Source organism: Streptomyces sp. B1I3 (genome assembly GCF_030816615.1).
Taxonomy (GTDB): Bacteria; Actinomycetota; Actinomycetes; order Streptomycetales; family Streptomycetaceae; genus Streptomyces.
Genome location: NZ_JAUSYD010000001.1, coordinates 3,990,064 through 4,003,596 on the forward strand (window position 1 = coordinate 3,990,064; position 13,533 = coordinate 4,003,596).

General features: G+C 68.9%; 14 protein-coding genes, 1 pseudogene and 1 riboswitch. Of the genes and pseudogenes, 9 read left to right on the top strand and 6 right to left on the bottom strand.

Features of this window, described 5'->3' with window-relative positions; translation table 11 throughout:
* Positions 1–247: 247 nt before the first annotated feature.
* Positions 248–2,032 (bottom strand): phosphomethylpyrimidine synthase ThiC, encoded by a 1,785-nt coding sequence (thiC, locus tag QFZ58_RS18350; protein WP_307125981.1) that lies wholly within the window; start codon positions 2,030–2,032, stop codon positions 248–250.
* Positions 2,025–2,158, bottom strand: a riboswitch (TPP riboswitch). Its footprint overlaps the gene before it by 8 nt.
* Positions 2,159–2,229: 71 nt before the next feature.
* Here thiC and QFZ58_RS18355 point away from each other — a divergent pair.
* A complete protein-coding gene (locus tag QFZ58_RS18355) occupies positions 2,230–3,585 on the top strand; it encodes a YibE/F family protein (RefSeq protein ID WP_307125982.1) in 1,356 nt (451 codons plus the stop codon).
* 72 nt (positions 3,586–3,657) lie between these two features.
* Here the strand turns inward: QFZ58_RS18355 and QFZ58_RS18360 are convergent, their stop codons facing one another.
* The 4 genes from QFZ58_RS18360 to QFZ58_RS18375 all read right to left on the bottom strand — a co-directional run bounded on the left by QFZ58_RS18360 (position 3,658) and on the right by QFZ58_RS18375 (position 5,916).
* Positions 3,658–4,095 (bottom strand): SsgA family sporulation/cell division regulator, encoded by a 438-nt coding sequence (locus QFZ58_RS18360; RefSeq protein WP_307125983.1) that lies wholly within the window; start codon positions 4,093–4,095, stop codon positions 3,658–3,660.
* Positions 4,096–4,196: 101 nt separating this feature from the next.
* The gene (locus QFZ58_RS18365; protein ID WP_307125984.1) at positions 4,197–4,967 is read right to left on the bottom strand and encodes an IclR family transcriptional regulator; all 771 of its coding nucleotides are present in this window, start codon (positions 4,965–4,967) and stop codon (positions 4,197–4,199) included.
* Positions 4,968–5,251: 284 nt separating this feature from the next.
* Positions 5,252–5,461: a DUF5326 family protein gene (locus QFZ58_RS18370; protein WP_307125985.1), complete on the bottom strand. Its 210-nt coding sequence runs from the start codon at positions 5,459–5,461 to the stop codon at positions 5,252–5,254.
* 137 nt (positions 5,462–5,598) lie between these two features.
* The gene (locus QFZ58_RS18375) at positions 5,599–5,916 is read right to left on the bottom strand and encodes a cupin domain-containing protein (RefSeq protein ID WP_307125986.1); all 318 of its coding nucleotides are present in this window, start codon (positions 5,914–5,916) and stop codon (positions 5,599–5,601) included.
* Positions 5,917–5,992: 76 nt separating this feature from the next.
* Between QFZ58_RS18375 and QFZ58_RS18380 the strand changes: the two genes are divergently transcribed.
* From QFZ58_RS18380 to QFZ58_RS18400, 5 genes and pseudogenes are all read left to right on the top strand, one after another.
* Positions 5,993–6,370 carry a phage holin family protein gene (locus QFZ58_RS18380; protein ID WP_307125987.1) on the top strand — a complete coding sequence of 126 codons (378 nt, stop codon included), beginning with the start codon at positions 5,993–5,995 and terminating at the stop codon, positions 6,368–6,370.
* A 66-nt stretch (positions 6,371–6,436) separates the two neighbouring features.
* Positions 6,437–7,561: a cystathionine gamma-lyase gene (locus QFZ58_RS18385; RefSeq protein ID WP_307125988.1), complete on the top strand. Its 1,125-nt coding sequence runs from the start codon at positions 6,437–6,439 to the stop codon at positions 7,559–7,561.
* A gap of 266 nt (positions 7,562–7,827) precedes the next feature.
* A pseudogene (locus QFZ58_RS18390) lies at positions 7,828–8,724 on the top strand (LysR family transcriptional regulator).
* 51 nt (positions 8,725–8,775) lie between these two features.
* Entirely contained in the window at positions 8,776–9,255 is a 480-nt protein-coding gene (locus QFZ58_RS18395; RefSeq protein WP_307125989.1) for an NUDIX domain-containing protein, read from the top strand.
* Positions 9,256–9,384: 129 nt separating this feature from the next.
* Complete coding sequence (locus QFZ58_RS18400; RefSeq protein WP_307125990.1) at positions 9,385–9,903, top strand: DUF2269 domain-containing protein; 519 nt, start codon at positions 9,385–9,387, stop codon at positions 9,901–9,903.
* A 107-nt stretch (positions 9,904–10,010) separates the two neighbouring features.
* On the opposite strand, the gene QFZ58_RS18405 is transcribed toward QFZ58_RS18400, so the two are convergent.
* The gene (locus QFZ58_RS18405; protein WP_307125991.1) at positions 10,011–11,222 is read right to left on the bottom strand and encodes an MFS transporter; all 1,212 of its coding nucleotides are present in this window, start codon (positions 11,220–11,222) and stop codon (positions 10,011–10,013) included.
* Between the two features lie 141 nt (positions 11,223–11,363).
* On the opposite strand from QFZ58_RS18405, the gene QFZ58_RS18410 reads away from it, so the two are divergent.
* From QFZ58_RS18410 to QFZ58_RS18420, 3 genes are read left to right on the top strand one after another with little or no spacing between them, the layout of a single operon-like run.
* On the top strand, positions 11,364–11,822 hold the full coding sequence (locus QFZ58_RS18410) for a MarR family winged helix-turn-helix transcriptional regulator (protein WP_307125992.1): 459 nt from the start codon (positions 11,364–11,366) through the stop codon (positions 11,820–11,822).
* Positions 11,823–11,849: 27 nt separating this feature from the next.
* Positions 11,850–12,302 carry a GNAT family N-acetyltransferase gene (locus QFZ58_RS18415; protein WP_307125993.1) on the top strand — a complete coding sequence of 151 codons (453 nt, stop codon included), beginning with the start codon at positions 11,850–11,852 and terminating at the stop codon, positions 12,300–12,302.
* 42 nt (positions 12,303–12,344) lie between these two features.
* Positions 12,345–13,508, top strand: a complete 1,164-nt coding sequence (locus QFZ58_RS18420) for a winged helix DNA-binding domain-containing protein (RefSeq protein ID WP_307125994.1) — start codon at positions 12,345–12,347, stop codon at positions 13,506–13,508.
* The last annotated feature ends 25 nt before the right edge of the window (positions 13,509–13,533 follow it).

Here is a 13,533-nt window from a genome sequence, read left to right on the forward strand (position 1 = left end):
CGAGAACGTACATCCACCTGCCGCTATACCGTGTCCAATCCGTCGCCGAAGGGCCGCCGCAGGGCCTCCGGAGCGGGAGCCGGAGACAGAAGTCGGCCAGGGACGGGACACTTCGGCAACCGTCCGGTCAACGACTCCGACGAGGGGGAACGGCAGCGGCGCTGCCCGGAGCCGATCGTGGCCCCGGGCAGCGCCGCAGGTCGAAAGACGCGCCCACCGGCCGAACACCGCCGGGCACACGCGTGGTTCAGTCCGCGATCGGCAGGTAGACCCTGTTGCCGGCGGCTGCGAACTCCTCGGACTTCGCGGCCATGCCGGCCTCGATCTCCTCCTGTCCCACCCCGTGGTCACGCCGGATGTCGTGCGAGATCTTCATCGAGCAGAACTTCGGGCCGCACATCGAGCAGAAGTGTGCCGTCTTGGCCGGCTCGGCGGGCAGCGTCTCGTCGTGGAACTCCCGTGCCGTGTCCGGGTCGAGGGCCAGGTTGAACTGGTCCTCCCACCGGAACTCGAACCGGGCGTCCGACAGCGCGTCGTCCCACTCCTGGGCTCCCGGGTGCCCCTTGGCGAGGTCAGCCGCATGCGCGGCGATCTTGTACGTGATGACGCCCGTCTTCACGTCGTCACGGTTGGGCAGCCCCAGGTGCTCCTTCGGGGTGACGTAGCAGAGCATCGCCGTCCCCCACCAGGCGATCATCGCCGCCCCGATGCCCGACGTGATGTGGTCGTACGCGGGTGCGACGTCGGTGGTCAGCGGGCCCAGCGTGTAGAACGGCGCCTCCTCGCAGATCTCCTGCTGGAGGTCGATGTTCTCCTTGATCTTGTGCATCGGGACGTGGCCCGGGCCTTCGATCATCGTCTGGACACCGAAGCGCTTGGCCACGGAGTTGAGTTCACCGAGCGTGCGGAGTTCGGCGAACTGCGCCTCGTCGTTGGCATCCGCGATGGACCCGGGCCGGAGCCCGTCACCGAGCGAGTACGTCACGTCGTAGGCCGCGAGGATCTCGCAGAGCTCCTCGAAGTGCTCGTACAGGAAGGACTCCTTGTGGTGGGCGAGGCACCAGGCCGCCATGATCGAGCCCCCTCGGGAGACGATGCCGGTCTTGCGACGGGCCGTCAGGGGGACGTACGGCAGCCGGACCCCGGCGTGCACCGTCATGTAGTCGACGCCCTGCTCGGCCTGCTCGACGACGGTGTCCTTGTAGATCTCCCACGTCAGCTCCTCGGCCCGGCCGTCGACCTTCTCGAGGGCCTGGTAGAGCGGTACGGTGCCGATCGGCACGGGGGAGTTGCGCAGGACCCACTCGCGGGTGGTGTGGATGTTGCGCCCCGTGGAGAGGTCCATGACCGTGTCGGCGCCCCACTTGGTGGCCCAGGTCATCTTGTCCACCTCCTCCTCGATGGAGGAGGTGACCGCGCTGTTCCCGATGTTGGCGTTGACCTTCACCAGGAACCGCTTGCCGATGATCATCGGTTCGATCTCGGGATGGTTGACGTTGGCCGGCAGCACGGCCCGGCCCGCCGCGATCTCCTCGCGCACGACCTCGGGTGCGACGTTCTCCCGGATCGCGACGTACTCCATCTCCGGGGTGATGTCACCCCGGCGGGCGTACGCGAGCTGGGTGACCGGCCGGCCGTCCCGGCCGCGGCGCGGCTGGCGGGGACGTCCGGGGAAGACCGCGTCGAGGTTGCGGAGCCCACCTCGCGGGGACGTGTGCTTGAGCCCGTCGTCCTCGGGACGCGTGGGGCGGCCCGCGTACTCCTCGGTGTCGCCGCGGGCGATGATCCAGTTCTCCCGCAGAGGCGCGAGCCCGCGCCGGACATCGGTTTCGGTGGTGGGGTCGGTGTAGGGCCCGGACGTGTCGTAGAGCGTCACGTCCTTGCCGTTGGTGAGGTGCACCTGACGGACAGGCACCCGGAGGTCCGGGCGTGAGCCCTGGACGTACCCCTTGTGCCAGCCGATGGACTTCCCGGCCTCGGTGTTCTGCGCGTTCCGCGCCGAGGCAGGCGTGCGTGCGTCCGCTGTGGTCATGAGACCTACTCCCTACGCCGGCATTACCCGGTAACAGGTTCGTCGGTCGGCGCAGCGTGTCCCGTAACGAAATACGGAGGTCAGCGCCCTCTCAGCCCGGTGCTCCGAGCTCCCGCGTGTGCAAAGGTGCCTCCACGCTAGCCTCCCTCCTGGCGTGCTGGCCAGAGGGCCTCCCCCGTTCTTGGGATGATCGCCGGGTGACGTCTCCCGGAAGCGCCCCCGAAACCCACGGCCACGCATCAGGCAGCACGCAGAGTCATGGGCATGCCCACACGCACAGCCACGGGCCTGCCGCCCCCGTGTCGAAGCATCTGCGCAAGGTCATCGCCGCGGTCCTGATCCCCTTCGCCACCGCCGTCCTCGTCGGTCTCGTGGCGTTCTGGCCCGGCGGCGCCCCCTCCCACGAGCGCACGGGCGTCGGTTTCGACCGGCAGACCCAGGAGGGCAGGGTGGTGAAGGTCGACAAGGTCGACTGCGCGGACGTCAACGCCGCTCAGGTGCCCCCGACCGGAGACACGTCCACGCCGTCGGGCCGCGAGGCGGTCGCCGAACAGTCGGGGTTGTGCAAGAAGGCCACGGTCGAGGTGATGAGCGGCAAGGACGAGGGCCGCACGTTCGTCGAGGTCATCCAGCCCGACGCGCCCCGGCAACTCCACGAGGGCCAGGGGGTGGTCGTGGCCTACGCCCCCGACGCTCCCCATGACCTGCAGTACTCGGTGACGGATGTGGACCGTACGTTCCCGATGGCGCTGCTGGCCGGTATCTTCGCGCTCGCGGTGGTCGTCGTGGGCAGGCTGCGCGGGCTCATGGCACTGATCGCGCTCGCGGTCTCGTTCGCCGTGCTGACGCTGTTCATCCTGCCGGCGATCCTGCAGGGGTCCAATCCGCTGGTCGTCGCGGTGATCGGCGCCAGCGCGATCATGCTGATCGCCCTCTACACCTGCCACGGCCTCACGGCCCGCACCTCGGTGGCCGTCATCGGCACGCTCATCTCGCTGCTGCTGATCGGGCTGCTGGGCTCCTCGTTCATCGACTGGGCGAGCCTGACGGGCAACACGGATGACAACACCGGCCTCATCCACGGGCTGTATCCGGACATCGACATGAGCGGGTTGCTGCTGGCCGGGGTGATCATCGGATCGCTGGGTGTGCTCGACGACGTGACCGTCACGCAGACGTCGGCGGTCTGGGAGCTGAACCAGGCGGATCCGACCATGGGCGTGCGCCGGCTCTACCGCGCGGGCATCAGGATCGGGCGCGACCACATCGCGTCGGTCGTCAACACGCTCGTACTCGCCTACGCGGGCGCCGCGCTGCCCCTGCTGCTGCTCTTCTCGATCGCCCAGAGCAGTGTGGGGGCGGTGGCCAACAGTGAACTGGTCGCCGAGGAGATCGTCCGCACCCTGGTCGGGTCGATCGGTCTGGTCGCCTCGGTGCCGGTGACGACGGTGCTCGCGGCCCTGGTGGTCTCCGCGGACCGCACGGGGCTCGGCGCGGAAGCCGGAGCTCCCGCAGCCGTACGGACCGGGAAGGGGCGGCGCCGCAAGGCCTGACCGAAGGCGCCGGGCAACCGCCCCGTGTCTCCGTGGTCCGCGGTCGCCCGGCGTCCGGGCAGCCTTCCCTGGTCAGCCGGCGTTCTGCTCCTTGGCGAGGATCCGGCCCAGCGCCTCCTCCAGGTTGCCGTCGAAGTCCCCCAGCGTGTGCTCCTGCCCCAGTGGGACCAGCTTGTCCGTACGGTCGAGAAATGCCACAAGAGGTGCCGTGCCGGCGCGGAAGAGCGCCCGGTCCGCACCGACCTGAAGACGGATGTGTACATCCGAGAGACCCTCCGGCTCCGTCGGGGCGATGTGCACATCACCGTCGCCGCTGGGGCTGTTGAGGCCGTCGAGCAACAGCTCACGTCCGAATGCCCAGGTGACGGGGGCGTCGCCGGGCAGGTGGAAGGTCATCCGGATCGCGTACGGATCACCCACCTCGTACCGGAGCTCCACCGGAATACGGAATGCGAGCTCCTCGGAGACGAGGAAGCTCATCATGACCTCTGCTTGAACCGACTCGCGCATCGTTCAACCCCGCAGTAGATGAATCTGGCCAGGAATGATCCCCCATGGCCCTATTGACGCCATCGTGGTGCACGCGATAGCGGATCACAAGGAGTGATTTTTCAGATACTGATAGAGAACACGAACGAGCGCAAGAGTGTGGTGACTTCACAGCGTAGTTGTTCGACTGCAGCGAGCAACCGTTCTTCTTGCTCCAGGGGGAGAGAAACAGCCATCGCGGCCAGGGACGACCCGACGGTGATCGGGATGGCCGCACAGACCGTTCCCAGCACATACTCCTGTCGTTCGACGACAGGTTCTGTACGGTTCATCGCTCTCAACCGGTCGAGGAACGTGAGGCGGTCCCGTACGGAGTAGCGCGTCAGCTGCCGGACCGGGTGGCGGTCCAGGTGGTCCTCGCGCGCCCGTTCGTCCAGCTGACCCAGCAGGCACTGGCCGAGGGCATGGGCGTGGCCCGTCTCCCGGAACGCGGCCCACTCGCGCACTGCCGGAAACGCCGGGGTGTCGGCCACCGCCACCAGATCGATCTCGCCGTCCCGGTACAGGGCGCAGTACACGGGTGCACGGATGACGTCCGCCCACCGTGCGAGCGATTCGACGATCACGCCCGGCCGCGGGGCGGCCGCCGGGCCGCACCCCAGGCGCTCCGCGGCGGCGCCGAACAGGAAAACGCCGTTCTCCCTGCGCAGATAGCCCTCGTGCGTCAGCGTGCGCAGGAGGTGGTAGGCAGTGGGGAGGGGCAGCCCCGCCTCCCGCGCGAGCTGCTTCGCCGGCGCACCGTCCCGATGGGTGCCCACAGCCTCCAGCAGTCTCAACGCCCGCTGAACCGAGCCGATCAACGTCGGGACAGCGGCACTCGATGCCGTGGTCACAGGTCACCCCCGGACATGGTGACGGGCGCTCAGCCCTCCCGCGGGGGCCGCCCCCGCAGGCCCGCCGCGAGCCTGGGTCCGGGAGACCGGACGGTCGCACAAACCACTGAGCAGGATGGTGACGGTCTGTCATATCCCAGCTGCGGCAGCGGTACGTAACTGTATCGGCACGCTCCGCCACGAGCGGAGTTTCGTGACGTCTTTAGCTCAGCTGGGCTAATCACGGCGTCGGCCGCCCGCTCCGGCTCGTCCGGCACCCCGGGCCTGACCGACGCCTTCCCCTCCTACCAGTCGCTGCGCGAGGAGGATGCCGTGAACTTGCGTACGACGAAGATCAGACCACCGACCAGGACGACGAAGACGAGCGCCTTGAACAGCAGCCCGATGACGAAGCCGACCACACTGGCGATCAGACCGCCGAACACGACGATCGCGATGAGAGGCACCGCGACCCACTTCACCCACCAGGGCATTCCCGCGAAAAGCTCCCGCATCGCCATCGTCCTGACCTCGTCTCCACTCGTCTCCGTGAGTTCCTGCTCCGATGCTAGAGGCGCGGGAGTACCTCACGGGGGGCCGGGAGCCCTTGAAGTCCCCTGAACGATCCCCTAGGGAAGGGCCGGGCCGCGGCTCAGCTCTCCGGTGGAGAGAAGACCACCATCACCCGGAGGTCCTCGGTGATGTGGTGGAACTTGTGGGCGGCCCCGGCGGGCACGTACACGACGCTCCCCCTGCCCACCTGGGTGGTCTCCGTGCCGACCGTGATCGAGGCCCGCCCGCTGACCACCAGATAGACCTCGTCCTGCTGGTGAGGTTGCTGAGGGTCGAGCGCTCCGGCGTCCAGGGCGTACAGGCCGACGGACATGTTGCGCTCCCGGAGGAACTGCAGATAGGCGCCGTCGTTGGCGGCACGCTCCGCCTCCAGCTCGTCCAGTCTGAATGCCTTCATCGTCCGTCCGCCCCTCGTGCCGCTCTCGTCCGCTCGCCGGTGTCAGCCACCGATCGTGTCTGCCACGATCAGACACATGAAGAATTTCGTAGTCAAGACGACGGCCAACGCAGGGGCGCTGGCCGTGGCCATCTGGCTGCTCGACGACATCACGCTGACCGGTGACGACGCGGGCCGCAAGGCACTCACGCTGATCGTCGTGGCGCTGCTCTTCGGCTTGGTCAATTTCGTCGTCAAGCCGGTGGTGCAGTTGCTCACCCTCCCCTTGTTCATCCTGACCCTCGGGCTGATCACCCTGGTGGTCAACGCCCTGATGCTGATGCTGACGTCATGGCTGGCCGGCGTCTTGGACCTGGACTTCCACGTCGACGGCTTCTGGACGGCGGTACTGGGCGGGCTGATCATCTCGGTCGTGTCCTGGGCCCTGAACGTAGCGCTCCCCGACGAGGACTGATCCCTCCCCTCCTGACAGAGTGCAAGGCGGACCGGTGAACACCGGGGAGAGAGCGAGGAACCAGCAATGAGCACCACTGGCGACGGAACACGGGCCGTGAGGGCGGGACTGCCCGCACCGGAGCAGTACGAGCCCACCCTGCCGGGCCCCGTCTTCGCCGCCCACTTCCATCTGTCCGGCGAACCCGTGGGCCCGTACACCTACGGGCGTGAGACGAATCCGACGTGGACCCTTCTGGAGCGGGCCATCAGTGAGCTGGAGGCACCGGGGGAGCAGGTCGAGACGACCGTCTTCGCCTCCGGCATGGCGGCCGTCTCGGGCGTGCTGCTGTCCCAGGCACGCACCGGCGACGTCGTGGTCCTGCCGGACGACGGCTACCAGGCGCTCCCCCTGGTGAGGGAGCAGCTGGAGGCGTACGGCGTGGAGGTGCGCACCGCCCCGACCGGTGGCGACGCCCAGCTCGGAGCCCTCGACGGCGCGAAGCTGCTGTGGATCGAGACTCCGTCCAACCCCGGGCTCGACGTCTGCGACATCCGCAGGCTCGTCACCGCCGCGCACGCGGCGGGTGCACTCGTCGCGGTCGACAACACCCTGGCCACCCCGCTCGGGCAGCGCCCGCTGGAGCTGGGTGCGGACTTCTCGGTGGCCAGTGACACCAAGGGCATGACCGGCCACGGTGACATCCTGCTCGGCCATGTGACCTCCCGCGATCCGCAGCTCTCCGCCGGCGTACGGCGCTGGCGCAAGGTGGCCGGTGCGATCCCCGGCCCCATGGAGGCCTGGCTCGCGCACCGCTCGCTGGCCACCCTCCAGCTGCGGATCGACCGGCAGTGCACGACCGCGCTGGCCCTTGCGCAGGCGCTGGCCGAACGCACCGACGTGGCGGGGCTGCGCTACCCGGGACTCCCCGGCGACCCTGCGTATCCGGTCGCCGCGCGGCAGATGCGGCGCTTCGGTTCCGTCGTCTCCTTCGTCCTCGCGGACAAGGAGACCGCCGAGCGCTTCCTGTCGGGGCTGCGGCTCGTCGACGACGCGACGAGCTTCGGCGGAGTGCGCTCCACCGCCGAGCGCCGGGCACGATGGGGCGGGGACGCCGTACCGGAAGGCTTCGTACGGTTCTCGGTCGGCGCCGAGGACCCCGCAGACCTGCTGGCTGACGTGGAACGGGCGCTGGACGAAGCCGCGCGCTGACCGCCGGCACCGGGCGAGCAGTCGTCCCGGGCAGGGCCGGCCAGGGACGGGCGTCCCCGTCGGCCGGGCCGGTCCTGCTGCGGGTGAGTGGCCCGAGTCTCCCCCTCGTGACTCGGACCTCCCCAGTTCTCCGCGTGAAGACGTGAAGAACCGCCTGTCGAGGCTAGTTGACTGGGCGTCAGTGTCCAATCACCGTACGACAGCCACCTATCGACATATTTATGGTTGTGCGGTTCGCAGGCGCCGCGAGAGCAGGAGGGGGACCCATGGACCTGGCCTTGCTGCGCACGTTCGTCACGGTGCACCGGGCCGGATCCTTCACGAGGGCAGCCGCCCTGCTCGGCCTCTCCCAGCCCGCCGTCACGTCGCAGATCCGCACATCGGAGCGGTAGCTGGGACGCCCGCTGTTCCTCCGCAATGCCCGCGGCGTCACGCCCACCACCGTCGGTGACGAGCTCACCCACCGAGCTGCGCCCCATCTGGACGCACTGATCGAGATCGCCGAGGCAGGCATCGACGACGAGACGGGCGTACGGACCGTGCATCTGGCCGGCCCTCCGGAGTTCACCGCTGTGCGCGTGCTCCCCGCCCTCACCCCGCTGCTCTCCCAAGGGCTCGCACTACGCACCACGTTCCTCGCGAAGACCGAGGAAGCGCTGGAAGGGCTGGCTGCCGGACACCATGATCTGGCCATCACGACGGCACGTCCGCGAGGTGGGCTGCTCACGGCGACCACCCTCTGCGACGAGGAGCACGTGCTGGTCGCCGCACCACGATGGGCGGGGCGCCTGGGACCCGGCGCCCTGCGGCACAAGGGTTCCGTAGTGCTGGAGCAGCTCCCGGTCGTCGAAGTGCACGAAAGCCTTCCTCTCGTCTCCCGTTACTGGGCTGCTGTGTTCGAGAGCAGGCCCGCCGCTTCGGCGACGGTGATCGCACCGGATCTGCGCGCTGTCCTGGAGTGCGCGGTTGCGGGCGCCGGTCCCGCTGTCCTGCCCCGCTACCTCTGCGAGGACGCGTTGGAGCGCGGTGAGATCATCGCCCTGCTCGATCCTCCGGTGCCGCCGTTGCGGACCTACTTCCCCGTCCTGCGGACCGGCACACTCGCCCTGCCGCACATTGCGCGGGCGCACGAGTGGCTGGTGCGCGCTGCCGTCGACTGGTGACCGTGGGCCCTGATGCGTTTCAGACCGTGCTTCCTGGGCCACTCTCTTGCCATGACCGAACGTCCTGTGGTCAAGCGCACCGCACGCGCCGTCCTGCTCGATGGCGACGACCTCATCCTCATCAAGCGCACCAAGCCCGGGGTCGACCCCTACTGGGTCACGCCGGGTGGCGGGGTCGAGCCCGAGGACGACACCGTCATCGACGCTCTGCACCGCGAGGTCGACGAAGAACTCGGCGCCAAGATCGTCGACGTCGTTCCCTGCTTCGTCGACACCGTCGAACACATCGAGAGCGGCGGGATCAAAGGCGTGAAGGTGCAGCACTTCTTCGTCTGCCGCCTGGAGTCGATGGACCCGTCGCGCCGGCACGGCCCGGAGATCGATGAACCATGTGGGGAGTACGAGATCGTCCGTGTCCCCTTCAGCAGGGTCGGGATCGCGGCCGTGCACCTGGTACCCCTGTCCCTGCGGCACTACCTCGACGGGAACATCGAGGGCGTGCGGGCGATGCAGGCACCTGACCTGGGCTGAGCAAAGGCCCGCGCCCGGGCCGGGCCATGTGCTCCGTCTCCCGGAGGGACCGCGTACGCCGATTCCAGTACGCACGGATACTCCCGCTGTCAGATGCTTGAGGACGCGCCGCTTGGCACCGTGTTTCACGTGAAACCACTCAAGCGTTCCGTACGCCGAAGCGTCCTCGTCGCCCATGTTGCAGTGTCCGTGAGCTGGCTGGGCCTGACGATCGGGCTGCTGGCTCTCGGGCTCGCGGCGTTCCTCACCCAGGACACCTCGTTGGCGCAGGCGGCCACGCGCTCGATGAAGATCTTCGGGGACTGGCTTGTCGTGCCGGTGGCGCTGCTGTCGCTCGTCAGCGGCGTGGTGCTGGCACTCGGCACCCCGTGGGGGCTGGCGAGGCACCGCTGGGTGTGGACCAAGTTCTGGTTGACGTCGATCACTGCGGGGCTGTCGATCTTCTCGCTCCGCCCGGGCATCGACGAGGCCGCGGCCCGGGGTGCAGCGGACATCGATCTGGTCATCGCACCGTCGGTGGCCACGACCACTTACTTCTTCATCACCGCGATCTCGGTGGTGAAGCCCTGGGGATTGACTCGGCGCGGCCGACGCCTGCGTACGGCGGCCGACCCGGCCGCAAGGGCGAGCTCCCGCTCTGCGACGTGAAGGAACACCGAAGCCGTCGGTGGGACGCCGCTGTGCGCGGTCGTCCCGGCCGACGGCTGGGAGGGCCAACTCCGTCCGGCGGTGGCAGGAACGGGAGGACGCCGAGATCAGCTGCGTCCGGCGGTGGCCGGGACGGGCTCGGGGGTGTGCCCGGTGACCACCTGGCCGGACGTGCCCCCGCGGCGCTCGAGCGCACCGGACAGCAGGGCCAGGAGCAGAGCCGAGGCTGCCAGGGCAGCGCCGACCCAGGTGGGCGCGGTGTAGCCGAACCCGGCCGCGATGACCACACCTCCAAGCCAGGCCGAGAGCGCGTTACCCAGGTTGAAGGCACCGATGTTGACGGCCGAAGCGAGGGTGGGTGCCCCTGCGGCCTGATCCAGGACTCGCTTCTGCAGCGGGGGTACCGTCGCGAAGCCCAGGCCGCCGATGAGGACGATGGTGACGGCGGCGGCGAACTTGTCGTGGGCGGTCAGCGTGAACAGGGCCAGGACGACGGCGAGAGCCCCGAGTGAGACGTACAGCATCGGCATCAGACGGCGGTCGGCGAATGCGCCGCCGATCAGGTTGCCACCGACCATGCCGAGCCCGAAGAGGACCAGCAGCCAGGTCACGGAGGACGACGCGTAACCGGTGGTCTCGGTCATCATCGGGGTGATGTAGGTGATGGCCGCGAATACGCCGCCGAAGCCGAGGACCGTCATCGCCATGGCGAGCAGTACCTGGACGTTACGGAAAGCCGCCAGTTCCAGGCCGATCCGTACGCCTTCGGGCCTCGGCTGCTCGGGGACGAGCTTCGCCACCCCGAGGAGGCCCAGCACGCCGAGTCCGGCCACGACGAAGAAGGTGACCCGCCAGCCGGCACTCTGCCCGATGAAGGTGCCGAGGGGAACACCGACGACGTTGGCGACGGTGAGTCCGGTGAACATCATGGCGATGGCGCCCGCCTTCTTCTCCGGTGCGACCAGCCCTGCTGCCACGACCGAGCCGATGCCGAAGAAGGCCCCGTGGGCGAGTGAGGCGATCACGCGTCCGGCGAGCATCACGCCGAAGACGGGGGCGAGCGCGGACACCACGTTGCCCACGATGAACAGCCCCATCAGCATCATGAGCATGTGCTTGCGGGTGAACCGGGTTCCCAGCACGGTCATCAGCGGGGCGCCGAGGACCACCCCGAGGGCGTAGCCCGTGACAAGAAGACCTGTGGTCGGGATCGAGACCTGGAAGTCCGCCGCGATGTCGGGAAGCAACCCCATGATCACGAACTCGGTGGTTCCGATACCGAATGCCCCGATGGCGAGGGCGAGGAGGGCGAGTGGCATGGGTGACACCTTCCTGAAGTTGCGCCAGCGTTTTACAAGCGTCGACATTAATTGCAGACGCTGGCTAAATGCAAGCGCGGGCTATTGCGCACGTGCCCTATCCTTGGCTGCAGGCAGCCCGTGCGTACGGAGGAGAGACTTATGACCGCGACGGACCCAGCGCTGACGGCTCTCTCCCAGAGCTGGTGCGCCCTCTCCCTGCTCCACGGGAAGATCGAGGCCCGCATCGAACGGGCTCTCCAGTCCCACCACGGCCTCAGCGTGCGCGAGTACTCACTGCTCGACGTGCTGAGCCGCCAGCACAGCGGGGCGGGTGGTCACCTGCAGATGAAACAGGTGGCCGACGCTGTGGTCCTGAGCCAGAGCGCCACCACCAGGCTGGTCACCCGGCTCGAGGACCGCGGGCTTCTCACCCGGTACCTGTGCGACACGGACCGGCGGGGCATCTACACCGATGTCACGGAAGCCGGGCTCGCGCTGCTCGATGCGGCGCGGCCGACCAACGACACCGCTCTGCGCGCCGCTCTCGACGACGCGGCCAGGAGTCCGGAGCTGGCCCCTCTGGTGCGTACGGTCGAGGCGCTCAACGTCCCCGCCTGACCGCCCCGATTGCGTAGTCTGCCGATCATGAACGATCTTGAGATACGTCATGCCGCGCTCTCCGACGTGCCGGCCATCGTGGCCATGCTCGCCGACGACCCGCTCGGTGCCCGACGCGAGTCACCGGACGACCTCACGCCGTACCACGCCGCCTTCCGCCGGCTCGCAGATGACCAGAACCAGCACCTGGTCGTCGCCGTGCGCGACGACCAGGTCGTGGGGACCTTGCAGCTCACCGTCGTGCCCGGGCTGTCCCGCCGCGGATCGACCCGTTCGATCATCGAGGCCGTCCGCATCCATGCCGGTGAGCGCGGCAGTGGTCTCGGCACCCAGCTCATCCAGTGGGCAGTCGACGAGTCCCGGCGCCAGGGTTGCCAGCTGGTGCAACTGACGTCCGACGCCACCCGCACCGACGCCCACCGCTTCTACGAGCGGCTCGGCTTCACCGCAAGCCACGTGGGGTTCAAGCTCACCCTCTGAAACCCAGGAGCGCCGGGACGGCCCGGTGAACGGGAAGGCCGCATGCACCGCATCGATGACGAACAACGCCGGACCAGGCTCGGCAGACGGCACCTGCTGGCCCCGTCCGTGCGCGTGGACTCCGTCGTGACGGTCGCGGACGCCGTCGTGGCTCTGCACGCCACCGACGCCGCCACGGTCCATCTCTCCGCATGCGCCAGGCTGGCGCAGCCGCAGGTGGAAGCGGTGGAACGTGCCCTGTACGACGACGTGTCACTGGTACGGCTGCTCTCGATGCGGAACACCCTGTTCGCCGTTTCCAAGGAGATCGCACCGTTCGTCGACGCGGCGAACGCGCGGGCGGTGGCGGCGAAGGAGCGCCGCAATCTCCTCAAGCATCTGCGGGAGGACGGCAACGGCCTCGACGAGCGCTGGCTCACCGAGGTCGAACAGGCCGCCCTCGCCGCCCTGACCGCCCGGGGTCACGCGACGGGGAGCGAGCTCGCTGCCGCCGTCCCGGCGATGCGTACGAAGATCACGGTCTTCCCCGGTTCCCGGCAGGAGACCGTGCAGGGGGTCGCCTCACGCATCATCCGTCTGCTGGCCGCCGACGGACACATCCGGCGCGACCGGCCACGCGGTTCCTGGACCTCCAGCCAGTTCCGCTGGACGGCAGCGGAATCGTGGGCGGCCTCGGACACGGCCGAGGCGCAGGCGGAACTGGCACGGCGCTGGCTCCGCTCCTACGGCCCCGCCACGGAAGCCGACCTGAAGTGGTGGACCGGATGGGGCCTCCGTGAGACACGCAGGGCGCTGGCTGCCGCGGGTGGCGAGGAAGTACTGCTCGACAACGGAGCCACCGGCTGGGTCGCTGCAGGAGATCACGCCCCCGAACCACCTACGGAGCCCTGGGCCGCCCTCCTCCCCGGTCTCGACCCGAGCGCGATGGGCTGGGCCGACCGCGGCTTCCACCTGTCGCCGGCTCACCGTGCCGCGCTCTTCGACCGCGCCGGAAACATCGGGCCCACGGTGTGGTGGAACGGCAGCATCGTGGGCGGCTGGGCGCAGCGGGCGGACGGCGAGATGGTGTGGCGGCTGCTGTCCGACGTGGGCCGGGACGCCGCGGACCTCATCGAGGCCGAGGCGTCACGGCTCTCTTCGTGGGTGGGCGACGCCCGGATCACTCCACGTTTCCGTACCCCTCTGGAACGCGAACTGACGTCCTGACCCGGCCCTCGCCGACGGCCGGTGT

Coding starts and splice junctions, on each gene's coding strand:
- thiC (WP_307125981.1), bottom strand. CDS start 2,032: ATGACCACAGCGGACGCACGCACGCCTGCCTCGGCGCGGAACGCGCAG.
- QFZ58_RS18360 (WP_307125983.1), bottom strand. CDS start 4,095: ATGCGCGAGTCGGTTCAAGCAGAGGTCATGATGAGCTTCCTCGTCTCC.
- QFZ58_RS18370 (WP_307125985.1), bottom strand. CDS start 5,461: ATGCGGGAGCTTTTCGCGGGAATGCCCTGGTGGGTGAAGTGGGTCGCG.
- QFZ58_RS18375 (WP_307125986.1), bottom strand. CDS start 5,916: ATGAAGGCATTCAGACTGGACGAGCTGGAGGCGGAGCGTGCCGCCAAC.
- QFZ58_RS18380 (WP_307125987.1), top strand. CDS start 5,993: ATGAAGAATTTCGTAGTCAAGACGACGGCCAACGCAGGGGCGCTGGCC.
- QFZ58_RS18385 (WP_307125988.1), top strand. CDS start 6,437: ATGAGCACCACTGGCGACGGAACACGGGCCGTGAGGGCGGGACTGCCC.
- QFZ58_RS18395 (WP_307125989.1), top strand. CDS start 8,776: ATGACCGAACGTCCTGTGGTCAAGCGCACCGCACGCGCCGTCCTGCTC.
- QFZ58_RS18405 (WP_307125991.1), bottom strand. CDS start 11,222: ATGCCACTCGCCCTCCTCGCCCTCGCCATCGGGGCATTCGGTATCGGA.
- QFZ58_RS18410 (WP_307125992.1), top strand. CDS start 11,364: ATGACCGCGACGGACCCAGCGCTGACGGCTCTCTCCCAGAGCTGGTGC.
- QFZ58_RS18415 (WP_307125993.1), top strand. CDS start 11,850: ATGAACGATCTTGAGATACGTCATGCCGCGCTCTCCGACGTGCCGGCC.
- QFZ58_RS18420 (WP_307125994.1), top strand. CDS start 12,345: ATGCACCGCATCGATGACGAACAACGCCGGACCAGGCTCGGCAGACGG.